The 20,846-nt window shown below is 65.7% G+C and carries 21 protein-coding genes; 16 read left to right on the top strand and 5 right to left on the bottom strand.

What is annotated here, in order from left to right; translation table 11 throughout:
• From AC1DDG_RS17340 to AC1DDG_RS17320, 5 genes are all read left to right on the top strand, one after another.
• The coding region (locus AC1DDG_RS17340) for an aldehyde dehydrogenase family protein (protein WP_476877007.1) at positions 1–474 on the top strand (474 nt) is incomplete at its 5' end.
• 90 nt (positions 475–564) lie between these two features.
• On the top strand, positions 565–1,476 hold the full coding sequence (locus AC1DDG_RS17335) for a sugar phosphate isomerase/epimerase family protein (protein ID WP_476877006.1): 912 nt from the start codon (positions 565–567) through the stop codon (positions 1,474–1,476).
• 35 nt (positions 1,477–1,511) lie between these two features.
• On the top strand, positions 1,512–2,525 hold the full coding sequence (locus AC1DDG_RS17330) for a Gfo/Idh/MocA family protein (protein WP_476877005.1): 1,014 nt from the start codon (positions 1,512–1,514) through the stop codon (positions 2,523–2,525).
• 86 nt (positions 2,526–2,611) lie between these two features.
• A complete protein-coding gene (locus tag AC1DDG_RS17325; protein ID WP_476877004.1) occupies positions 2,612–3,487 on the top strand; it encodes a sugar phosphate isomerase/epimerase family protein in 876 nt (291 codons plus the stop codon).
• Positions 3,484–4,917 carry a sugar porter family MFS transporter gene (locus AC1DDG_RS17320; RefSeq protein ID WP_476877003.1) on the top strand — a complete coding sequence of 478 codons (1,434 nt, stop codon included), beginning with the start codon at positions 3,484–3,486 and terminating at the stop codon, positions 4,915–4,917. Before AC1DDG_RS17325 ends, AC1DDG_RS17320 begins: the two co-directional genes overlap by 4 nt.
• A 79-nt stretch (positions 4,918–4,996) precedes the next feature.
• Here AC1DDG_RS17320 and AC1DDG_RS17315 read toward each other — a convergent pair whose 3' ends face one another.
• Entirely contained in the window at positions 4,997–5,446 is a 450-nt protein-coding gene (locus AC1DDG_RS17315; protein WP_476877002.1) for a MarR family winged helix-turn-helix transcriptional regulator, read from the bottom strand.
• Positions 5,447–5,599: 153 nt separating this feature from the next.
• Here AC1DDG_RS17315 and AC1DDG_RS17310 point away from each other — a divergent pair, with 153 nt between their 5' ends.
• Both AC1DDG_RS17310 and AC1DDG_RS17305 read left to right on the top strand, forming a co-directional pair.
• Complete coding sequence (locus AC1DDG_RS17310; protein WP_476877001.1) at positions 5,600–6,865, top strand: MFS transporter; 1,266 nt, start codon at positions 5,600–5,602, stop codon at positions 6,863–6,865.
• A gap of 34 nt (positions 6,866–6,899) precedes the next feature.
• Positions 6,900–7,745, top strand: a complete 846-nt coding sequence (locus tag AC1DDG_RS17305) for an aldo/keto reductase (protein WP_476877000.1) — start codon at positions 6,900–6,902, stop codon at positions 7,743–7,745.
• 75 nt (positions 7,746–7,820) lie between these two features.
• Here AC1DDG_RS17305 and iolB read toward each other — a convergent pair whose 3' ends face one another.
• A complete protein-coding gene (gene iolB, locus AC1DDG_RS17300) occupies positions 7,821–8,723 on the bottom strand; it encodes a 5-deoxy-glucuronate isomerase (RefSeq protein ID WP_476876999.1) in 903 nt (300 codons plus the stop codon).
• 52 nt (positions 8,724–8,775) lie between these two features.
• On the bottom strand, positions 8,776–9,516 hold the full coding sequence (locus AC1DDG_RS17295; protein ID WP_230117969.1) for a GntR family transcriptional regulator: 741 nt from the start codon (positions 9,514–9,516) through the stop codon (positions 8,776–8,778).
• Positions 9,517–9,842: 326 nt separating this feature from the next.
• On the opposite strand from AC1DDG_RS17295, the gene AC1DDG_RS17290 reads away from it, so the two are divergent.
• From AC1DDG_RS17290 to AC1DDG_RS17275, 4 genes are read left to right on the top strand one after another with little or no spacing between them, the layout of a single operon-like run.
• On the top strand, positions 9,843–10,838 hold the full coding sequence (locus tag AC1DDG_RS17290) for a substrate-binding domain-containing protein (RefSeq protein ID WP_476876998.1): 996 nt from the start codon (positions 9,843–9,845) through the stop codon (positions 10,836–10,838).
• A 53-nt stretch (positions 10,839–10,891) separates the two neighbouring features.
• Entirely contained in the window at positions 10,892–11,947 is a 1,056-nt protein-coding gene (locus tag AC1DDG_RS17285; protein ID WP_476876997.1) for an ABC transporter permease, read from the top strand.
• Between the two features lie 5 nt (positions 11,948–11,952).
• On the top strand, positions 11,953–12,861 hold the full coding sequence (locus tag AC1DDG_RS17280; RefSeq protein WP_476876996.1) for an ATP-binding cassette domain-containing protein: 909 nt from the start codon (positions 11,953–11,955) through the stop codon (positions 12,859–12,861).
• Positions 12,862–12,899: 38 nt separating this feature from the next.
• The gene (locus AC1DDG_RS17275; protein WP_476876995.1) at positions 12,900–13,934 is read left to right on the top strand and encodes a Gfo/Idh/MocA family oxidoreductase; all 1,035 of its coding nucleotides are present in this window, start codon (positions 12,900–12,902) and stop codon (positions 13,932–13,934) included.
• Between the two features lie 48 nt (positions 13,935–13,982).
• On the opposite strand, the gene AC1DDG_RS17270 is transcribed toward AC1DDG_RS17275, so the two are convergent.
• Positions 13,983–14,783 (bottom strand): gamma-glutamyl-gamma-aminobutyrate hydrolase family protein, encoded by an 801-nt coding sequence (locus tag AC1DDG_RS17270; protein WP_476876994.1) that lies wholly within the window; start codon positions 14,781–14,783, stop codon positions 13,983–13,985.
• Positions 14,784–14,824: 41 nt separating this feature from the next.
• On the opposite strand from AC1DDG_RS17270, the gene AC1DDG_RS17265 reads away from it, so the two are divergent.
• The 5 genes from AC1DDG_RS17265 (at position 14,825) to AC1DDG_RS17245 (ending at position 19,756) form a co-directional block, all read left to right on the top strand.
• Positions 14,825–15,307: an SRPBCC family protein gene (locus AC1DDG_RS17265; RefSeq protein WP_476876993.1), complete on the top strand. Its 483-nt coding sequence runs from the start codon at positions 14,825–14,827 to the stop codon at positions 15,305–15,307.
• Positions 15,308–15,414: 107 nt separating this feature from the next.
• Positions 15,415–16,122, top strand: coding sequence for a FadR/GntR family transcriptional regulator (locus AC1DDG_RS17260; protein ID WP_230117976.1), 708 nt, complete (start codon positions 15,415–15,417; stop codon positions 16,120–16,122).
• Between the two features lie 194 nt (positions 16,123–16,316).
• Positions 16,317–17,681, top strand: a complete 1,365-nt coding sequence (locus tag AC1DDG_RS17255) for an MFS transporter (RefSeq protein WP_476876992.1) — start codon at positions 16,317–16,319, stop codon at positions 17,679–17,681.
• Between the two features lie 36 nt (positions 17,682–17,717).
• The gene (locus AC1DDG_RS17250; RefSeq protein ID WP_476876991.1) at positions 17,718–18,494 is read left to right on the top strand and encodes an SDR family NAD(P)-dependent oxidoreductase; all 777 of its coding nucleotides are present in this window, start codon (positions 17,718–17,720) and stop codon (positions 18,492–18,494) included.
• A 128-nt stretch (positions 18,495–18,622) separates the two neighbouring features.
• Positions 18,623–19,756 (top strand): LOG family protein, encoded by a 1,134-nt coding sequence (locus tag AC1DDG_RS17245; RefSeq protein WP_476876990.1) that lies wholly within the window; start codon positions 18,623–18,625, stop codon positions 19,754–19,756.
• Between the two features lie 36 nt (positions 19,757–19,792).
• On the opposite strand, the gene AC1DDG_RS17240 is transcribed toward AC1DDG_RS17245, so the two are convergent.
• On the bottom strand, positions 19,793–20,818 hold the full coding sequence (locus AC1DDG_RS17240; RefSeq protein ID WP_476876989.1) for a matrixin family metalloprotease: 1,026 nt from the start codon (positions 20,816–20,818) through the stop codon (positions 19,793–19,795).
• Between the last annotated feature and the right edge of the window lie 28 nt (positions 20,819–20,846).

Below are 20,846 nucleotides of genomic sequence, written 5' to 3'. Positions count from 1 at the left end.
GCCGCCGGCGCGGCCATGGTGGTGGACGGCCGCGACCTGGTGGTCCCCGGCCACGAGGACGGCTTCTGGGTCGGCCCCACCGTCCTGGACCACGTCAAGACCGAAATGACCGCCTACACCGAGGAAATCTTCGGACCGGTCCTCGTCGTGGTCCGCGTGGAGGACCTGGATGCAGGCATCGCCCTGATCAACTCCAACCCCTACGGCAACGGCACCGCGATCTTCACCTCCTCCGGCGCCAACGCCCGCAAATTCCAGCGCTCCGTCACCGTCGGCATGATCGGCATCAACGTGCCGCTGCCCGTCCCGGTGGCCTACCACTCCTTCGGCGGCTGGAAGGCTTCGCTGTTCGGTGACAAGCACATCTACGGCCCCGAAGGCGTCTCCTTCTACACCCGCGGCAAAGTAGTTACCTCACGCTGGCCGGAGCCCACCCACGCCTCGGGTGCCTCCTACAACTTCCCGTCCAACTAGCACCTCGATGACCACCATCGATTGCTCCATAACCGCCGTTTTGAGCGTCCAAAACGGCACCTGCGGAGCAGTCGATGAGAAGGAACGGAAATGACTGAGAACAAACTGATCATCGGCACCGCGCCGGACTCCTGGGGTGTCTGGTTCGCGGATGACCCCAAGCAGACCCCTTGGGAGCGGTTCCTCGACGAAGTGGCCGAATCGGGCTACAAGTGGATCGAACTTGGCCCCTACGGCTACCTGCCGAACGACCCCACCCGGCTTGCCGAGGAGCTCAAGCAGCGCGACCTGAAGGTTACAGCCGGAACGGTTTTCACCGCCTTCCACCGCGGGCTGGACCAGTGGGAGACCGCATGGGAACCTGCCCGCAAGGTCGCGGAACTCACGGCCGCCATGGGCGGCGAGCACATCGTGGTCATCCCGGCCATGTGGCGCGACGACGTCACCGGGGAAGCCGTGGAAAGTGGCGAACTCACCGAGAAGGCGTGGAGCGACCTGTTCAGCGGACACAACCGCCTGGGCAAGACTCTGCTGGAGGACTTCGGCCTGAAGCAGCAGTTCCACTCGCACGCCGATTCCCATGTCGGGGCGCAGGAGGACATCGAAACCCTGCTGTCCGCCACGGACTCGAAATACCTGAACCTGTGCCTGGACACCGGCCACGCCGAATACTGCGGAGCCTCCAGCCTTGAGCTCATCAAGAACTACCCGGACCGCATCGGCTACCTGCACCTGAAGCAGATCAACCCGGACATCCTCAAAAAGGTCAACGAGGAGAACATGACCTGGGCAGCCGCCAACCTGGCCGGCGTGATGACCGAGCCGCCCAACGGGCTGCCGGACCTGCGCGCCGTCATCGAAGCCGTGGAGGCCCTGAACCGGCCCATCTTCGGCATCGTGGAACAGGACATGTACCCGGTAGCCTTCGACGTTCCCATGCCGATCGCCAAGCGCACCCGGAACTACCTGCTCTCCTGCGGCTCCCGCACGGCCGTCAACTAACCGCCGCCTGGCACCCGAAACGTAAGGAAATGACAATGACTGAAACCCTTCGCGTCGCCGTTATCGGCGCCGGCCGCATGGGCGCGGACCACATCCAGCGCCTCAGCACGCGCATCCACGGTGCCGAAGTTGCCGCCGTCGTCGACGTCGACCTCGCCCGTGCGCAGGCAGCCATCGAAGGCATCCCGGGCGCAGTGGCCCTGGCCGATGCCGAGGAGGCCCTCAACAACGGCGACGTCAACGCCGTGCTGATCGCCACCCCGGGCTTCCTTCACGAGGACATCCTGCTGAAAGCGATCGCCAAAGACATCCCCATCCTGTGCGAAAAGCCGCTGACGCCGGATGCCGAGTCCTCCTGGAAGATCGTCCAGGCCGAGGAAAAGCTGGGCCGCAAACGCATCCAGGTGGGCTTCATGCGACGCTTCGACGCCGAATACGCCGCCCTGGGGCAGGTCATCCGGGACCACGAACTGGGCGAACTGCTGATGCTGCACCACCAGCACCGCAACGCCACCACTCCGGCCGGCTTCACCAACGAAATGCTGATCAACGATTCCGTGGTGCACGAATTTGACGCCATCCGGTTCTTCACCGGCGAGGAAATCACCAGCGTGCAGGTGCGCCTGGGCAAGGCCACGAAAAACGCCCCGGCCGGCCAGCACGACCCGCAGCACGTCCTGCTCGAGACCGAGTCCGGCGTCCTGGCCGACGTCGAGATCTACGTCAACGCCAAGTTCGGCTATGAAGTGGCCACCCAGGCCTCCTTCGAAGACGGCATCGTGAGCATTGGCGCCGACAAGGGACCCTACACGCGCAGCGCAGGCCGCTGGGGCGGCAACGTCACGCCCGGTTTCGAGGAGCGCTTCGGTGCGGCGTACGACGTCGAAATCCAGTCATGGGTGGACGCTGCGGTCCGCGGCGAAATCGGCGGCCCCACCGCCTGGGACGGCTACGCCACCGCCGCCTGCTGCGAAGCCGGTGTTGAAGCGCAGAAGAACGGCGAAAAGGTCGCCGTGAAACTGAACGCCAAGCCTGCCCTTTACAGCTAGGAACGAGGGGGAGGGGGCCGCGGCCCCCTTCCCGTTTCTTTCCGCTCCCATGCACAACCTGACTGATCCACAATGGAGTGTCCCCCGTGAAAATTGCACTTGATCCCACGCCGTTCCACCACTCGCACACCCTGCTCGAATTTCCCAAGGTGGTGGCGGACCTCGGCTACAAGTACATGCAGATGACCCCGCACCCGGACCTCATCCCGTTCTTCAACCACCCGAAGGCGGACAACGAACTGGTGGGCCAGCTCAACAAGGCCTGCAGGGACGCCGGGATCGAGATCGCCTCCGTCCTGCCTGTGCTCCGCTGGTCAGGTCCGGACGAGGACGCGCGCGAGGCAGCCGTCCGCTACTGGAAGCGCGCAATCCAGATCACCGTGGACCTTGGCGTCAGCACGATGAACACCGAATTCAGCGGCCGCCCCGAAAAGGCCGAAGAATCGGAGCGTGCTTTCTACCGCTCCATGGAAGAGTTGCTGCCGATCATCGAACGCGAAGGGATCGACCTGCTGATCGATCCGCACCCGGACGACTTCGTGGAAGAGGGCCTTGCCGCCATCCGCGTCATCCGCGGCCTGAACTCCAAGAACGTTGGCCTGGTCTACGTGGCCTCGCACAGCTTCCACATGAAGAACGCACCCCTGGATATCATGCGAGCCGCGGGGGACAAGCTCCGCCTGGTCCACGTCGCCGACACCATGGACCACCACGCTTCGCACGGCCTGCGGTACATCACCAACCCGCCCGGCAATCCCGTGCGCGTGCACCAGCACCTGAAGATCGGCGACGGCGACGTCAACTGGGACGAGTTCTTCGGCGGCCTGCACGAAATCGGCTTCCTGGACCGCGACGACACCGTGATGGTCTCCAGCGTCTTTGCCGAGGACGACAACGCGGCGGACGTTTCGCGGTTCCAGCTGGAGACGATGAAGCAGTACGTGCAGAAGGTCAGCGTATGAGGCAACGGGAAGCCACCCACGCGAGCTCCGAGACCACAGAAACCCCGGTACGTGCAGCCCCCGCCAATCCCAAGGGGTTCTTGCGGCGGGTTGCCTTGTTCTCCACCTTCGGCGGGCTGCTGTTCGGCTACGACACCGGCGTCATCAACGGTGCGCTCCCCTTCATGCAGCGCGACCTCGGGCTGACACCGCTGACGGAAGGGCTGGTCACGTCCACCCTGCTGTTCGGCGCTGCGTTCGGCGCCATCACGGCCGGCCGGCTGTCGGACCGTTTCGGCCGGCGCAGGTCCATCATGGGGCTCGCCCTGATCTTCGCCGTGGCCACCGTCGCCTGTTCCATTGCGCCCACGACTGAACTGCTCATCGCCGCCCGCACGCTCCTTGGCCTGGCGGTCGGCGGGGCATCGGTGATCGTCCCGGTGTACTTGGCGGAAATGTCGCCGACGGCCCAACGCGGGCGGATCGTCACCCAGAACGAGCTGATGATTGTCACAGGCCAGTTCCTGGCGTTCACGTTCAACGCCGTGCTGGGCAATGCCTTCCCGGACGCCTCTCACGTATGGCGGTGGATGCTCGTGATCGCCACGCTGCCGGCCGTGGTGCTGTGGTTCGGAATGCTGGTGCTGCCTGAGAGCCCGCGCTGGCTGGCCTCGGCAGGACGCTTCGGCGAGGTCCTGGACGTGCTGCGGAAGACCCGCGCGTCGGCGGACATTTCAACCGAGTTCGATGAGGTGCGCCAGGCCGCCAGGGAAGACTACCAATCCAAGCTTGGAACCTTCCGGGACCTCACCGTGCCCTGGATCCGGCGGATTTTCGTGGTGGGCCTGGGCATGGCCATCATCAACCAGATCAGCGGCGTCAACGCCATCATGTACTACGGCAGCTCCATCCTCTCCAGCTCCGGCTTCGGGGACCAGGGCGCCTTGCTCGCAAACGTCGTTAACGGCGTCACCTCCGTGGTCGCCGTCATCGTCGGCATGTCCCTGATGACGCGCGTGGCCCGGAAGTCCATGCTGATTGTGGGCCTGGGCGGAACGGCGTCCTCGCTGCTGGCCATCGGCCTAATTTCGATGCTGATCCCGGAAGGCACGTTCCGCGGCTACCTCGTGCTGCTGTTCATGGTGACGTTCCTGGCGTCCATGCAGTCCTGCATCGGCACGGTCACGTGGCTGACAATGTCCGAGATCTTCCCGCTGCACGTCCGCGGGATCGGCATGGGCATCTGCGTCTTCGTGCTGTGGATGATCAACTTCCTGATCGGCTTCTTCTTCCCGCAGATGGTCGCCGGGATCGGCGTTTCAGCTACGTTCTTCGGCTTCGTCGTCATCCAGCTGGCCGCCATCGTCTGGGTGAAGCGCGTGGTGCCGGAAACCCGGGGCAAGAGCCTCGAGGACCTGGAGCACTACTTCAAGCAGGTCCCCGCAAAGTAAGTCCGGCCGGACAGCCAACGAAGCCCCGCCCCGCATCAGATGCGGGGCGGGGCTTTGTGCTTGATTCCGGGTCGCGCCCCTAGACGCCGGCGTGCAACCGGGGGAGGGCGTCCACCAGCGGAGCCAGCTCGGGGACCTCCTGGGCTTCGGCCAGGGTCCGCTCCAGCGCTGCGTCGTGGACCGGACGGGCCTCCTCCAGCAGCTTGATGCCGTTGGCGGTCAGCTCCGTGTAGATTCCGCGGCGGTCGTCGGCACACAGGATGCGCGTCAGCAGCCCGCGGTCCTCCAGCCTGTTGACCAGCCGGGTGGTCGCGCTGGCGCTGAGGGCCGTGGCGCGGGCCAGCTGCTGCATCCGCATGTGCCAGCCGTCCTGCCGGCTGAGCGCATCCAGCACCGTGTACTCCACTACGGACAGCTGCGCGTGCGCCTGCAGCGAGCGTTCAAGTTCCGCTTCGATCAGGCCGTGCAGTGCCGCCAGCGTGCGCCAGCCCTGCGCGCGCACTTCCACGGCGTCATCCTTGATGCCCATCGTTTGTCCTCCTCCAGCCTCCCCTCCAACGGGGAGACCCAAATATGTAGTTGCTTGCGCGGGGTATCTGCTTGTGCAACAATAAATAACGCGTCTGCAACTACTAGCGTACGCGCCCCACCTCATTCCGTACAGCTTCTAAGGAGCACTCCCATGCCTATTGGCCTGATTGCCCTCGCCCTTGGCGGGTTTGGCATCGGACTCACCGAGTTCGTCATCATGGGCCTGCTGCCCATTGTGGCCGCCGACTTCCAAGTCAGCGAAGCCTCGGCCGGCTGGCTCATCTCCGGCTACGCGCTGGCGGTGGTGGTCGGTGCACTCGGACTGACCGCCGCGGTGACCCGGTTCGAGCGCAAGCCGGTGCTGGCGGCCCTGCTCGTGCTGTTCATTGCCGGCAACCTCATCTCCGCCACGGCGCCCGACTACGGGATGATGATGATCGGCCGCATTGTGGCAGCCCTTGCGCACGGCGCTTTCTTCGGCATCGGTGCTGTGGTGGCCGCGGACATGGTGGCGCCCACCAAGAAGGCCGGCGCTATCGCCATCATGTTTACAGGCCTCACTGCGGCCAACGTACTGGGCGTGCCCTTCGGCACCATGCTGGGCCAGGCTGCCGGCTGGCGCTCCACGTTCTGGGCCATCACCGGAATCGGCGTGCTGGCGCTCGCGGGCATCTTGGCACTGGTGCCCAGAACCGGCGGCGGTGACACAGCCCCCGGCGGCCTGCGCAGCGAACTGCGTGCCTTCCGCTCCGGCCAAGTCTGGCTGTCCATCCTGGTGACCATCCTTGGTTACGGCGGCATGTTCGGCGCCTTCACCTACATCGCCTTCACCCTGACTGAGATCTCCGGATTCTCCGCCTCCACCGTCCCGTGGCTCCTGATCGTGTTCGGCGCTGGCCTCTTCATCGGCAACACGCTCGGCGGCAAGGCTGCCGACCGCAATGTGGACCGCACGCTGCTAGTGGTCCTGTCGGTGCTTGTGGTGGTGCTTGTGGCCTTCGCCCTAACGGCCGGCAACCAGGTCCTGACCATCGCCTCCATGGTCCTGATGGGGGGCTTCGGCTTCGCCACGGTGCCGGGCCTCCAGATGCGGGTCATGAAATACGCCGACGGCGCCCCCACCCTCGCGTCCGGCGCCAACATCGGCGCGTTTAACGTAGGCAACGCCCTCGGTGCCTGGCTGGGCGGCGTGACCATCACCGCCGGCCTCGGCTACACCTCGCCCATCTGGGCCGGGGCCGGCATCACCCTGCTGGGCCTGGCCGTGATGGCCATCGCCGCGGCCAAGGCGCCCGACTCCGCGCCCAACCCTGGTCCCACCAACGCTCCTGCAGATTCCGTCACGTCCACCACCGACGCTCCTGCAGATTCCGTCGGGTCCGGCGCCGACGCTCCTGCACTTCCGGCAGTCCGCTGACCCTGGCAAAACACCACAACAAGAGAGAACTTCCATGAATGCAAGTCAGATCACCACGCCCATCCCTACCGTCACGCTCAACAACGGCGTCCAGATGCCGCAGCTCGGCTTCGGAGTCTTCCAGGTGTCCGACGACGAGACCACCGACGCGGTCAGCGCGGCCCTCGCAGCCGGCTACCGGAGCATCGATACCGCCGCGATCTACGGAAACGAGGCCGGAACCGGCCGCGCCCTGGCGGGGTCGGGGATACCGCGCGGCGAACTGTTCGTCACGTCCAAGGTGTGGGTGGCCGACCATGGTTACGACGCCACCCTCGCTGCCTACGAGTCGAGCCTGGCAAAGTTGGGCCTCGACTACCTGGACCTCTACCTCATTCATTGGCCGGCTCCGGCCACGGCCGGTTACCTTGAGTCCTGGCGGGCCCTTGAGAAGCTGCTGTCAGACGGCCGCGTCAGGGCCATCGGCGTCTCCAACTTCCTGCCCCAGCACCTGGAGAAAATCATTGGTCTGGGCGGAACAGTACCGGCCGTCAACCAGGTGGAACTGCACCCGGCGCTCCAGCAGCGGGACGTCGCTGCGGCAAACCAAGCCCACGGCGTGGCCACCGAGGCGTGGAGCCCGCTGGCGCAGGGTGCCATGCTCGGGGAGCCGGCAGTCACCGCCATCGCCGCGGACCACGGTGTGTCGCCCGCCCAGGTGATCCTCCGCTGGCACCTTCAGCAGGGCCGCATCATCATCCCCAAGTCGGTCACTCCGGCGCGGATCCGCGAAAACCTCGATGTGTTCGGATTCGAGCTGACGGACACCGAGCTGGCGGCCATCGACGCCCTTGAACGGGACGGCCGGACCGGCCCGCATCCCGCTGAGTTCAACGGCTGAGTCGGCCGGCGTGAGGCGCTGGCCGGCCGGTGGGACTGCGCCGGCGGTGGCCGCCCAAAGGCCAGGCGGCGGGCGCTAGCTGCCGAATGGCAGGCGAGGATCCACGTCCTGGCCTTCCCAGCTCTGGCGGACCCAGCCATGGTGGGGGTCGTCGCTGATGAGCCAGTCGCGGACCCGGCCCGGCCCGGCCATGACATTGAGGTAGTACAGGTCGTAGCCGGGCGCGGCCATCGCGGGACCGTGCCAGCCATAGGGAACCAGGACCACATCGCCGGTGCGGACCTCGGCTGCGACGTCGATGGGGCGTTCGTCCGAGGCATAGACGCGCTGGTATCCGATGGCGTCCGCGTCAGGTCCTGGACCGGATGCGCCCGGAACATCTGCCACCCTGGTCTCGAAGTAGTAGATCTCCTCGAGGCGGGTCTCGCCGTCCTTCTCCTCGTCGTGCTTGTGGGGAGGGTAGGAGGACCAGTTGCCGGCGGGGGTGATGACCTCGCACACGATGAAACGGTCCGCCTCCAGCGCCGCGGGGGTGCCGAAGTTGTGGACCTGGCGTGAGCAGTTCCCGGCACCGCGCAGCTCCACCGGGGTCTCGGCCGCCGTGATCAGACGGGTGGGGTACTGGACTTTCGCGGGTGCCGTCGCGATGGCGACCCGGCCGCCGTCGGACGAAGTGACCGAGACCGCCTTCTCCGCACCGGAATACAGCACATCGCTGGGGCCGCTGAAGACGCCGGCGCGGCCGGCCAGTTCGTACTTCTCGCCGTCCACCGACACCGTGAAGGCCCCGCCCAGCGGAACCACGATCCGTTCCTCACCCGCGGCGGGGAGTTCGACGACGGCGCCCGGGGCCAGTGTGGCCACCTTCAGCCCGGTGTGTGCCCACCCTTCGACGGTGAGTGCAGAGTCCGCTGTTCCCAGCGAAACATCCCAGCAGCCTTCGGCTGCGCTGCCCAGCGGATATACCCAGTCGGCCATGGATTGTTCTCTTTCAGATTGTGAGTCGGTCAGGCTTCAGCGCTGAAGGCGTCTAACGCTGGACCAGGGTCATTTCAAAACTGTAGGAATCGGCGCGGTAGACGTGGTGTCCCGTCTCGACGTTCCGGCCCGTGTCGTCCACGGCGGTACGCTCCATGGTGACCAGCGCCGAGCCGGGTTCGGTCTCGAGGAGGGGTGCCTGGTATTCGTTGGCCACCATGGCGCCGATCCGCTGGGTGGCGAGCCGGAAGTTGACCCCGCCGCTGCGCAAAATACTGTAGAGCCCCTGCGACCCCAGCAGCTGCTCGTCGATGTGCGTGATGTCATCGCGGACCCAGTTCTCCATCAGGGCCAGCGGCTTGCCGCCGACCTTCCGCAGCCTGGTGAAGTGGTAGACCTTCGCGCCGGCCGGCAAATGCAGAGCCTGCCTCGTGGCGTCGTCGGCTTCGATGTGCGCGAACGTCAGGACGTCGGTGGTGGGTTTGCTGCCGTTGTTAGTGAGGTCGTCGTACAGGCTGGAAAGTTCGAGGGGGCGCCGGACCTGGCTCGAAACCACCTGGGTGCCCACTCCGCGTTTCCGCACGAGGAGCCCCGAGCGCACCAGTTCATCCATCGCCTTGCGCATGGTGGGCCGCGAGAGGTTCAGTTGCGCGGCGAGGTCGATTTCGTTCTCCAGCCGGCTGCCTGGCTCTAGCAGCCCCGTGTGGATTGCAGCCTCGATGCCCTGCACCACCTGGTGGTAGAGGGGCACCGGTGACGACCTGTCGATGCTGAGGTGAAGTTGGTTCGCCATTGAGTGCTCCCTTTGTGCTGCGGGCCGTCCTGCGTCCAGGAACCCGTATGTCCGGTGCATGTTCGCTTGATAGGACATACTGCCTTTTTGATAATAGCAGTGAGAAGCCCCCGGTCAAGGGCCCGCGGCGGATATCTCTGATCCCCCTATCCCGGGGCGATTTGGGTGCGGGAGTGTGGCTGATCCTGGAAAGTTTAGGTACAAACATCCTAATGTCAGGACAAACTATTGACATCTGTGAGCCGAATCACGATGATCGGTGTAGAAGGCGTGGTGACCCCGCAACGTGGCGCCGGTCCCAGCCCCCAAATCAAAGGAGATTCATCGTGACCAAGTTTTCGTGGCGCAAGACGGCCGTGCTCGCCGCCGTTGTTCCCATGCTGGCTCTCAGCGCGTGTTCCAGCCAGGGCGGACGGGCTCCCGAAGCCAACAGCGCAGGCGGCGCAGGCCAAGTCGCAACCACGGACCGCATTAAGATCGCCCTTATCACCCACGCCGCGGCCGGCGACACGTTCTGGGACATTGTCCGCAAGGGCGCCGAGGAGGCGTCGGCGAAGGACAATGTTGAGCTTCTCTACACCAGCGATCCCGAGGCCGGACGGCAGGCCCAGCTTGTCCAGCAGGCCATCGACCAGAAGGTTGACGGCATCGCCGTCACCCTCGCCACGCCCGACGCACTGAAAGACGTCCTGAAGAAGGCAAGCGACGCCGGGATTCCGATCGTGAGCCTCAACGCTGGAGAGGGTGTCGCGGCGAAGCTCGGTGCCTTCACACACTTCGGCTCGAACGAGCAGCTCGCCGGTGAAGCGGTTGGCACCAGGCTCGCGGCGGAGGGCTTCAAGCACCCCGTCTGCGTGATCCAGCAGCAGGGCCACGTCGGCCTCGAAGCCCGTTGCGCCGGCGTCAAGGCGAAGGTTCCCGGAACGGAGATCCTCTACGTCGACGGCAAGGACATGACCGCTGTCCAGTCCACCGCGACTGCCAAGCTCCAGGCGTCCAAGGACGCCGACGTCATCATTGGTCTCGGCGCCCCCATCACCCTCACGCTCCTCAAGTCGGTTACGGACGCCGGCAGCTCCTCCAAGGTCGCAAGCTTTGATCTGAACGCGGATCTCGCCCAAAAGATCGTTGACGGCAACGTCCTGTTCACGGTGGACCAGCAGCCATGGTTGCAGGGCTACATGTCAGTTGACGCGCTCTGGCAGAACAAGCGCGGCGGCTTCAAGCTAGGCGGCGGCCAGTCGGTCCTCACCGGCCCGAGCCTCGTCGACAAATCAAATGCGGCCGACGTCCTGAAGTTCGCCAAGCAGGGTATCCGCTAACAGTCCGCTGGCCCGGGCCGGCCCACGCCGGCCCGGCAGCAAGGAGAAATATCATGACTATGACCCAGACAATTACCAAACCGACGGCACCAGACGAGCGCGTCGTCAAACGCAACCCGTTGCAGCAACTTCTCGGTCGACCCGAGTTCGGTGCCCTGGTGGGCGCCATCGTTCTGTTTGTTTTCTTCGCACTGGTCTCCCCGACCTTTACGCAGCCCAATGCCTTCGCTACTGTCCTCTACGGCAGTTCCACCATCGGCATCATGGCGGTGGGTGTGTCCTTGCTGATGATCGGCGGCGAGTTCGACCTTTCCACGGGCGTCGCCGTCATTACGTCCGCACTGACGGCGTCGATGTTCAGCTGGTACTTCAGCATGAACGTCTGGGTCGGCGTGATCCTGGCCCTGGTGGTATCGCTGAGCATCGGGTTCATCAACGGCTGGATCCTCATGAAGACCAAGCTCCCCAGCTTCATCGTCACCCTCGCCACGTTCCTGATGCTGACCGGGTTGAACCTGGGCCTGACCCGCCTGATCGGCGGCGGCGTGTCCTCGCCGTCCATCTCTACCATGGACGGTTATGCGTCGGCGCAGGCCATCTTCTCCTCGTCCGTGAATATCGGCGGCGTGGACGTGAAGAACACGGTCTTCATCTGGATCGCTCTGGTTGCTGTGGCGTCCTGGGTGCTGCTTCGCACCAAGGTGGGCAACTGGATCTTCGCCGTCGGCGGCGACGCCAACGCCGCCCGCGCCGTCGGCGTCCCCGTCAAGGCCACGAAGATCGGCCTCTTCATGGCGGTCGGGTTTTGCGGCTGGATCCTGGGCATGCACAACCTGTTCGCCTTTGACGCCGTCCAGTCCGGCGAGGGTGTGGGCAACGAATTCCTCTACATCATCGCCGCAGTTATCGGCGGCTGCCTGCTCACCGGTGGCTACGGCTCCGCCGTGGGCGGCGCGATCGGCGCCTTTATTTTCGGCATGGCCAACAAGGGCATCGTCTACGCCCAGTGGAACCCGGACTGGTTCAAGTTCTTCCTGGGCCTGATGCTTCTCCTGGCCACAATCGTGAACCTGATCGTCAAGCGCCGCGCAGATTCAAGTAAAGGCTGAATATCATGAACGCCAAGCAGATCGACCAGCAACAGCTCCTCAAAGACGAAAAGGATCCACTCACCCACACCCCGGTGCACCTGCTTTCCCTGGACAAGGTCGGCAAGCACTACGGCAACATCGTTGCCCTGACCGATGTCACCATGGCCGTGGACAACGGCCGCGTCACCTGCGTCCTGGGCGACAACGGCGCCGGCAAATCCACCCTGATCAAGATCATCGCAGGCCTGCACCGGCACGACGAAGGCGTGCTCCACATCATGGGCGAGGAACGGAAGTTCGATTCTCCCCGGGACGCGCTGGATGCCGGCATTGCCACCGTCTACCAGGACCTCGCCGTCGTTCCCCTGATGCCCATCTGGCGCAACTTCTTCCTCGGCTCGGAGCTGACGTCCGGTTTTGGCCCGTTCAAGAGCCTGGACGTCCAAAAGATGAAGGACATCACCAAAAAGGAACTTGCCGAGATGGGCATCGACCTGCGCGATGTGGAGCAGCCCATCGGCCAGCTCTCCGGCGGTGAACGGCAGTGCGTCGCGATCGCACGCGCCGTCTACTTCGGCGCCAAGGTCCTGATCCTGGACGAACCGACGGCCGCCCTGGGCGTGAAGCAGTCCGGCGTCGTCCTGCGCTACATCCTGCAGGCCCGCGACCGCGGACTGGGCGTCATCTTCATCACCCACAACCCCCACCATGCCTTCCCCGTCGGGGACCGGTTCCTGCTTCTCAAGCGCGGCAAATCAATCGGTTACTACGACAAGAAGGACATCACCCTCGACGAACTCACCGCCCAGATGGCCGGCGGCGCCGAACTCGCCGAACTCGCCCACGAGCTCGAACAGCTCGGCGGCCACGGCGACGTCGTCAAGGAAGTCCAGGCCGAAGTCGCCGGCACCGCAAGCCAGCTGCCGGCATGACCCCTGAAATCGGACTGACAACCAAGCAAAAGGAAAGCATGAAGGACATAACGCTCGGGCTCGTCGGCGTCGGCCGCATCGGGGTGATGCACGCCGGCAACATCGCGTCGCTGAACAGCGTGCTGCAGCCGCAGGGGATCAACGTCCGGCTCAGGCTGACGGATGTTGCCGCGGACCACGCGCGCACCATCGCCCAGGGTCTGGGCGCGGAGTTCCTGCCGTCTGTGGAGGAGCTGATCGGATCCGGGATCGACGGCCTGGTCATCGCCACCGGCACGGGCACGCACCCGGAGCTGATCAGGGCGGGCGTGGACGCCGGCATTCCGGTGTTCTGCGAGAAGCCGGTGGCCATGAACGTGGCGGATTCGCTGCCCGTCCTGGACTACATCCGGGCAAATCAGGGAACCGTCCAGATCGGCCACCAGCGGCGGTTCGACGCCGGCTATCTCGAGGCCAAGCGCGCCTTCGAGGCAGGCGAGCTTGGCTGGATCCACTCGCTGCGGGCCGTCACCTGTGACATGACGCCGCCGCCCGTGGAGTTCCTGGCGACCTCGGGCGGGTTGTTCCGCGACTGCTCAGTCCATGATTTTGACATTCTGCGCTGGCTCACCGGCCGGGAAATCGTGGAGGTCTATGCCAAGGGCTCCAACAACGGGGACCCTGCCATCGGGGCAGTGGGGGACGTGGACACCGCACTTGCCGTGGTGACGTTCGACGACGGCACGCTGGGTTCCGTAGGGGCCTCCCGCTACAACGGGGCCGGGCACGACGTACGCCTGGAAATCCAGGGTTCGGCCGGTTCCCTCATGGTGGGCCTTGACGAGAAATCAGCAGTGACCTCCGCGGAAGCCGGGATTGGGTTCCCGTCGGGAGCCTCCCACAAAACGTTCGCGGAGCGCTTCGACCAGGCCTACCGCTCCGAGCTGGAGGCCTTCGTGGAACTGGTGCTCGGCCGGCGGGAAAACCCCTGCACGCCGGAGGACGCCGTGGCGGCCTCCCGGGTTGCTGACGCCGCCCAGGAGTCGCTCGAAACCGGGCTGCCTGTGCGGCTGGCTGCCGCCGTGGCGCACTAAGGGCGGAGCTTCTCAGGGTGGTGCCGGAAACCTGCCGGGACCGTACAGCTAGCGGTTTTGCCGGCAGACGTCCACGAAGGCGCGGAACGGCGCCAGCCGCTGGACCTCTGGCAGTTCGACCGCCTCGGGATGCCACTGAACCGAGGCCACCCACCGCTCAGGGTCCTCAAGTGCCTCCACGGTGCCGTCCTCCGCCACCGCGGTCACCACCAGGCCTGGTGCCACCTGCGCCACGGCCTGGTGGTGGCCCGACGCGATCTTCACGCTGCTTGCACCTGCGGTGCCGGGGGCGGGATCTGTGACGGCGCCGTACAGGCACGCCACCTTGGAGCCCGGCGTCATCGCCACGTCGTGCCAAGCCCACAGTCCGCCGCCCTCGGCGGGGCTGTCGCGGTGCGGCACGGTGCCCGGTGCCATGTCCTGAATCAGCGTTCCGCCGTAAAGGACGTTGAGCAGCTGGTGGCCGCGGCAGATGCCCAGCAGGGGGAGCCCTGCGTCGATTGCCTGGCGCGCCACCGCAATGTCCAGCCTGTCCTGTTCCGGGTTGACGTCGTAGCAGGTGTCGCCCGGAACTTCGCCGTAAAGCCGCGGGTCGAGGTCGCCGCCGCCGGGGAGTACGACGCCGTCAAGCGCCTCAGGCGCGCCGGCGCGCCTGTCGCCGTCGAGCACGCCGCCCTCCACCAGATCGGGGGTCAGCAGCACCGGTTCGCCGCCGCCGTCGCGCACGAGGTCCACGATGTAATCGAAGAGGCCGTTGGCCTCTGCCACCCGGACGTCTGGATCGGCTGAACTGCTGAGCCGGACAGGGATGCCGATGCGCGGGCTGCCGGCAGGCGATGAATTCTGCATGCTCAAATTCTGCACCAATTTTTAGCGGCTAGGCTGGCCGGATGAACAACCGATATCTCGTGTCCAGGGACCGCTTCATCGCCGCCGCGCCGGCCCGGATCTTCGAGGTCCTGGCCACTCCGGCCCTGCATAGCGAAATCGACGGTTCGGGCACGGTGAGGGGCACCCAGCCCCGCGGCCCGGAACGGCTTGGGCCGGGGGTTAAGTTTGGTATGGAAATGAACGTCAAGGTGGACTACAAGATTCTGAATACCGTGACGGAATTCGAAGAAGGGCGCAGGATCGGCTGGCGCCACTTCTACGGGCATGTCTGGCGCTACCTGCTGGAGCCGGCCACGGACGACGCCGGAATCCCCGGCACGCTTGTCACAGAGCAGTGGGACGCACGCCAGGTCCGCGGCAAGTTCTTCCTCCGGCTGGCAGGGTACCTCCGGCGCCACCCCGACAATATCGAAAACACCCTCGCCAGGCTGGATACCTACGTTACGGACTCACACGCAGCCGGCCGACGCGCTGCCGGCTGACGCGTAGCCGGCTGACGTTCAGCCGGGGCATTTTCCGCGGTCCGCCGCCGTTTCTGTAGTGTTAGGCCCATCGAGGGCAGCATGCAAGGCGAAAGTGGGTCGTTCCAATGGGTCGCAGGACACTGGTTGACGACCTCGTCGACGGCCTGCTGGACGACATCCTTGACGGTAGGTTGAAGCCGCACGATGCGCTGCCCCCGGAGGCCGACATCGCCAAGGCCTACGACGTCAGCCGCCTGACGGTCCGCGAGGCGCTCAAGGCCCTCCGGGCGCAGAACATCCTTTACGTCAAGGCGGGCCGCGGAACCTTCGTGAATCCCGCGGACAACTGGACCGGCCTTGACGCGATCATCAAGGCGGCGTCATACGGCAACGCGGAGGACCAGGTCTCGAGGGGACTCATCGAAGTGCGGCGCATGGTGGAGACCGGCGCGGCCGCGCTCGCCGCCCGGCGCCACACACCGGAGCACGCCGAGGACATGCGCCGGTCGATTGCGGACATGAAGCGGTTTCACGAGTCCGGCGACCTTGATGGCTTTGTGACAGCTGACATCGCGTTCCATGACGTGGTGCTGAAGGCTTCGGGCAACCCGTTCGTGCGTGCCTTGCTCGCCCAGCTCGGCCAGTCCCTGTACCGCGCCCGCCGCGAGACTTCCGCGGTCGAAGAGATCCAGCGCCACGCCATCGCCTTTCACCAGCGCGTGCTGGACAGCATCCTCACCGGCGACTCCGAGCTTGCCCGCCGGGCGATGGACGAGCACATGGACCAGACGTTCGAGGACTACGAACGCTACGTCCACGGCACGAAATCCTGAGCCGAACCCACCGGCCTTGACGTAATGCGCGTCACCCTTCTATGCTTTTGCTCATGTTCTTCCGTCAGATGTCTGACATCAGATTCAAATAAGAATCAAAAAAACGCTCTGATCTGGAGCGGACAGAACCCCCATAAAAGCATCGGATTCCTCCGCGCGAAGCCGCCGGCCCGGAACCGTCAGATAGAAGGTCGATGATGACTTCATTAACCACAAAGTCCGGACTCGGCGAGCTTGGCGACCGCACACTCCGCAAAGTCCGCCGCCGCGTCATGCCCCTGATCGTTCTCCTGTACTTCGTTGCGTACCTTGACCGCAACAACGTGGGCTTCGCCAAGCTCACCATGAGTGAGGACATCGGCCTCACCTCTGCAGCCTACGGGCTGGGCGCAGGCATCTTCTTCCTCGGCTACGCGCTGCTCGAAATCCCGAGCAACGCCGGAATGTACCGGTTCGGAGCCCGCAAGTGGCTGGCCCGCATCCTCATCACGTGGGGCATCTTCGCCGCGGCCATGTGCCTCGTGAACGGTGAGACCACCTACTACATCATCCGGTTCCTGCTGGGCGCAGCTGAGGCAGGGTTCTTCCCCGCCATCCTGTTCTACCTGACCCTGTGGTTCCCCGCAGCTCAGCGCGTCACCGTGCTGGGCATCTTCATCCTCGCCCAGCCGGTCTCCAACGCCCTCGGCGCCCCGGTTTCCGGCCTGCTGCTCCAGATGGACGGAGTCCTCGGACTGCACGGCTGGCAGTGGCTCTACATCCTCGAAGGCATCCCGGCCATCCTCCTCGGCCTGCTCACCCCGATCCTCATGACTGACCGTCCGCGGGACGCCAAGTGGCTCAACAACGACGAGCGCGAATGGCTCGCCACCACCATGGACGCCGAACTGGCAGCCAAGTCCCAGGGCGGCAGCCATAACTTCCTGGCCGGCCTCAAGGACAAGCGCACCCTGGTCTACTCTGCCCTGTATTTCGGCCTGGTCTGCGGCATCTACGGCCTGGGCCTCTGGATGCCCACCATCGTTGCCGCGCTGGGCAAGTTCTCCACAGCGGAGGTCGGGTTCATCGTCCTCATTCCGTACGCCATCGCAGCGGTGTTCGTGTACTTCTGGAGCAAGCGTGCAGACAAGACCGGCAAGCGGGCCTGGCACAGCGCGGTCAGCATGGTGCTCGCCGGCGTGGGCCTGCTGGCCGCAGGCTACCTGCTCCCGGTCAACCCGGTTCTGGCACTCATCGGCCTGACGGTCTCGGCCATGGGCATTTACGGCGCCATCGCCCCCTTCCTGTCCATGCCGTCCGCGGCGCTGACCGGTGCGGCAGCAGCCTCCGGCCTTGCCATGGTCAACTCCCTCGGCAACCTCGGCGGCTTCGTGGCCCCGTACGCAGTCGGCCTCCTCAAGGACGCCACCGGCAACAACCAGAGCGGTCTGTTGTTCCTGTCCTTCTGCCTCTGCGTCACGGCAGTGGCCACGTACTTCTATGCGCGGAAGCGCCCCGAAGGCGATGCCGCTCTGGACCCCGCCGTCGCGGCTGCAGCCAAAGCCACCACCTCCCGCTAAGAACCACCCAGCGAACCACCTGAAGGAATATCTGCAATGAACTCAACCACTGCTTTCCCCGCCGACCGCACAGTCGTGCTGACCGGTGCGGCCTCCGCCCGCGGCATCGGCCGCGCAGCTGCCGACCGCATGGCCAGCGAAGGCTGGTCCATCGCGATCCTGGACATCAACGCCGAAGACGCGAAGGCTGCAGCTGCAGAGATTGGCTCCAACCGTGCGGTGAAGGCCATCGGTGTCGGCGCGGACGTCTCCGACGCTGCCTCGGTGGACCGTGCGATCAGCGAAATCGAAGAGTCGCTGCCGCCGATCGTGGCTCTGGCCAACCTCGCGGGCATCAGCTCTCCGACGACGTTCATGGAAACCACCGTGGAGGAGTGGGACAAGGTTTTCGCGATCAACATGCGGGGAACGTTCATCGTCTCCCAGCGTGTCCTCAAGGGCATGATCGAGCGCAAGCTCGGACGCATCGTGAGCATTTCCTCGATCTCGGCGCAGCGCGGCGGCGGCACCTACTCCAAGGTTGCCTACAGCGCCTCCAAGGCCGGCATCATCGGATTCACCCGGGCGCTGGCCCGTGAGGTGGGCGAGTTTGGCGTGACCGTCAACGCCATCGCCCCCGGCCCCATCGACACCGACATCATGGGCGGCACGCTGTCCGATGAGCGCAAGGCGCAGATGTCCGAAGGCATCATGATGGGCCGCGTCGGCACAAGGGAAGAAGTTGCTGCACTCATCTCCTTCCTGCTGGGCCAGGACTCCGGCTACATCACCGCCGCCACCTATGACATCAACGGCGGTCTCCAGGTCTCCTGACCTGATCCCACCAGCAACACCGGTGAAGTGCCCCGCAGCCAGCTGCGGGGCACTTCCGCGTTCCAGCCCGCTTGGCTGGCTTCGCTGGCACGGCCCGCTTCGCTGGAACAGCCCGCTACGCTGGCACCATGAACCCCTCCGGCAGCCTGAACCCCAGCCCGCGGACCCTCGAGGTGGAGAGCGTCACCCGCTTTGACCAGCTCGTCAGCGCCGGAGCGAAGACCATGCATGGCTGGCACGCACAGTCCCTCGACCTGCGCGGCAGGGCTCCGGTCCTCGCCGCCATGGAGGCGGAAGGCGCCATCTTCCTGGGCTGCACGTTCGATCCCGGGGTGGAAGACTCGCTCCGCCGGCGCGGTGCCCTGATATTTCCCAAGCTGGCCGGCGTGCCGTTCGATGCCTACCGCGGTGAGCTGTACACGCCCCAGGAGCTCTACGCCGGCATCCTGGACGTGCCGTACGAGGAAACGCCGGATGCCCTCGTGTACCAGTGGAGTATCCGCCCCGGCCAGCGCCGGCACCTCGATGCCACCCTGGCGGCTGCCCTGCATGACCACGCGATCGGCGACGCCCTGGAGGAGCTGGCCCGCTCCGTCCTGCGCGGGGGACGCGCCATCGTCGGGGTCATGGGCGGCCACGCGTCGCAGCGGGGAAGCGCGGGATTTGCCGAGGCCGCAACGCTGGGCAGGCTGCTGGCCCGCAGCGGCAGGATGGTGGCCACGGGCGGCGGCCCTGGGGCGATGGAGGCAGCAAACCTGGGCGCCTACCTCAGCGAGGCACCAGACCAGGATTTCCGGGATGTTCTCACCGAACTGGCTTCCGTCCCCGGCTTCCGGCCCTCGGTGTCAGCGTGGGCACGGGCCGCGGCGGCCGTCGTCACGCGTTTCCCTCACGGAACGTCGTCGCTGGGCATCCCCACCTGGTTTTATGGCCACGAACCGCCCAACTTCTTCGCGACACGCATTGCCAAGTACTTCGCCAACGCGGTCCGCGAGGCCGTCCTCCTGGAGCTGTGCAAGGGCGGCATCGTGTTCCTGCCGGGCTCGGCCGGGACCATCCAGGAGATCTTCCAGGATGCATGCGAGAACTACTACGGTGCACCGGAAACCGTGACCCCCATGGTGCTGGTGGGACGGGAACACTGGGAGCGGCAGTATCCTGCCTGGCCCATGCTGCAGAGCCTGGCTCACGGGAGGGCGATGGAGCAGCGGATCTTTTTGGTGGACAGCGTGGACGAGGCACTCGCGGTTTTGGGCGGCTGATGACTGGAGACGCCGGGTCCTGAAAGCCGAGCCCGCTTAGAGGTCCTTCCGGCACGGGGCCTTGCCAAGAGCCTGCAGTCCGTTGAGGTCCCCTGCCGCCAGACCGTCGGGCGCGCCGATCTCCGGGTACATCAGCTGGACGGGGTCATCCACGTGTTCAAGCCCCATGACGTGGCCGAGCTCGTGCAGGATGACGGCGGTGGCATATCCGGGACCGTCCGGACGGTTGAGTTCCGCGGCAATCTGCGGGGCGTCGAGCTCGAGGCTTCCGGTGACGAAGCTCTTGGGCCCGTCCCCATAGCTGTAGTGCGTGCTGCCCCCGGTGCCGATGATCTTGCCCTTGAGCTTGGGGGCCGCCCCCGGAGTGGTCCAGCTGATGAGCAGCGGAGCCCACCTCTCGCCGTAGGTCTCGGGCTGGAAGGGGGCGCGCGATTCCGAGGGCTGTTCGTCGGTGGCCCCGTCGTTAACGAAACGGATGCCCGTGGCCCGGGACACCGTCTCGATCGCCGCGGGGACCAGCCCGGCCGCGCCCTCCGGCGCCAGGCCGGCGTTCACTACGTAGTGCAGCGGCCGGCAGGGTGAATATCCAACCGGAGTGCCGTCGTCGTTGGTGGCCAGGAACTTATACGAATCGCTCGGTTCCGGCGGCACTGCCGGCGTTCCCAGCGGTGCTGCTGCCTCTTCGACGCCGGGAGGCGGTGCGCCTGCGGCCCGCTCACCCGTGCCAGGCTGCCCTGCCTGGCCGGCCCCCTGCGCCAGGCCGGGCCCCCCGGCCCGGTCCGTCTGACCAGGCTTGGGCTGGGCAGGATGTCCGTTGCCGGCCCCGAGCCGGAACTCCAGGAGGCTGGCAAAACGGGGGTCCCCGTAGGCGAAGCCCGCCGCCACGAATGCTGCACACCCGATGGCGGTTATCAGGACGAGGTTGCGGATGAACCTGCTGGCTGCGCTGGCGGTCCCGGAATGGCGCGGGTGCTTCCGGTGCCGCTGCCCGTAATCGGTGTCACGGCGTTCATCGTGAGGTGCGCGCAGGCCGGTGTCTTCTCCGCCCGGCTCTTCTTCCACTACTGCGTCTCCGCGGCGCGGAGAGCGC

Source organism: Arthrobacter sp. 10L430, assembly GCF_056395245.1.
Note: the sequence above shows the minus strand (reverse complement) of the source record. Positions and strands in the feature narration are given on the sequence as shown.

Coding starts and splice junctions, on each gene's coding strand:
- AC1DDG_RS17335 (WP_476877006.1), top strand. CDS start 565: ATGACTGAGAACAAACTGATCATCGGCACCGCGCCGGACTCCTGGGGT.
- AC1DDG_RS17330 (WP_476877005.1), top strand. CDS start 1,512: ATGACTGAAACCCTTCGCGTCGCCGTTATCGGCGCCGGCCGCATGGGC.
- AC1DDG_RS17320 (WP_476877003.1), top strand. CDS start 3,484: ATGAGGCAACGGGAAGCCACCCACGCGAGCTCCGAGACCACAGAAACC.
- AC1DDG_RS17315 (WP_476877002.1), bottom strand. CDS start 5,446: ATGGGCATCAAGGATGACGCCGTGGAAGTGCGCGCGCAGGGCTGGCGC.
- AC1DDG_RS17310 (WP_476877001.1), top strand. CDS start 5,600: ATGCCTATTGGCCTGATTGCCCTCGCCCTTGGCGGGTTTGGCATCGGA.
- AC1DDG_RS17305 (WP_476877000.1), top strand. CDS start 6,900: ATGAATGCAAGTCAGATCACCACGCCCATCCCTACCGTCACGCTCAAC.
- iolB (WP_476876999.1), bottom strand. CDS start 8,723: ATGGCCGACTGGGTATATCCGCTGGGCAGCGCAGCCGAAGGCTGCTGG.
- AC1DDG_RS17295 (WP_230117969.1), bottom strand. CDS start 9,516: ATGGCGAACCAACTTCACCTCAGCATCGACAGGTCGTCACCGGTGCCC.
- AC1DDG_RS17285 (WP_476876997.1), top strand. CDS start 10,892: ATGACTATGACCCAGACAATTACCAAACCGACGGCACCAGACGAGCGC.
- AC1DDG_RS17280 (WP_476876996.1), top strand. CDS start 11,953: ATGAACGCCAAGCAGATCGACCAGCAACAGCTCCTCAAAGACGAAAAG.
- AC1DDG_RS17275 (WP_476876995.1), top strand. CDS start 12,900: ATGAAGGACATAACGCTCGGGCTCGTCGGCGTCGGCCGCATCGGGGTG.
- AC1DDG_RS17270 (WP_476876994.1), bottom strand. CDS start 14,783: ATGCAGAATTCATCGCCTGCCGGCAGCCCGCGCATCGGCATCCCTGTC.
- AC1DDG_RS17265 (WP_476876993.1), top strand. CDS start 14,825: ATGAACAACCGATATCTCGTGTCCAGGGACCGCTTCATCGCCGCCGCG.
- AC1DDG_RS17260 (WP_230117976.1), top strand. CDS start 15,415: ATGGGTCGCAGGACACTGGTTGACGACCTCGTCGACGGCCTGCTGGAC.
- AC1DDG_RS17255 (WP_476876992.1), top strand. CDS start 16,317: ATGATGACTTCATTAACCACAAAGTCCGGACTCGGCGAGCTTGGCGAC.
- AC1DDG_RS17250 (WP_476876991.1), top strand. CDS start 17,718: ATGAACTCAACCACTGCTTTCCCCGCCGACCGCACAGTCGTGCTGACC.
- AC1DDG_RS17245 (WP_476876990.1), top strand. CDS start 18,623: ATGAACCCCTCCGGCAGCCTGAACCCCAGCCCGCGGACCCTCGAGGTG.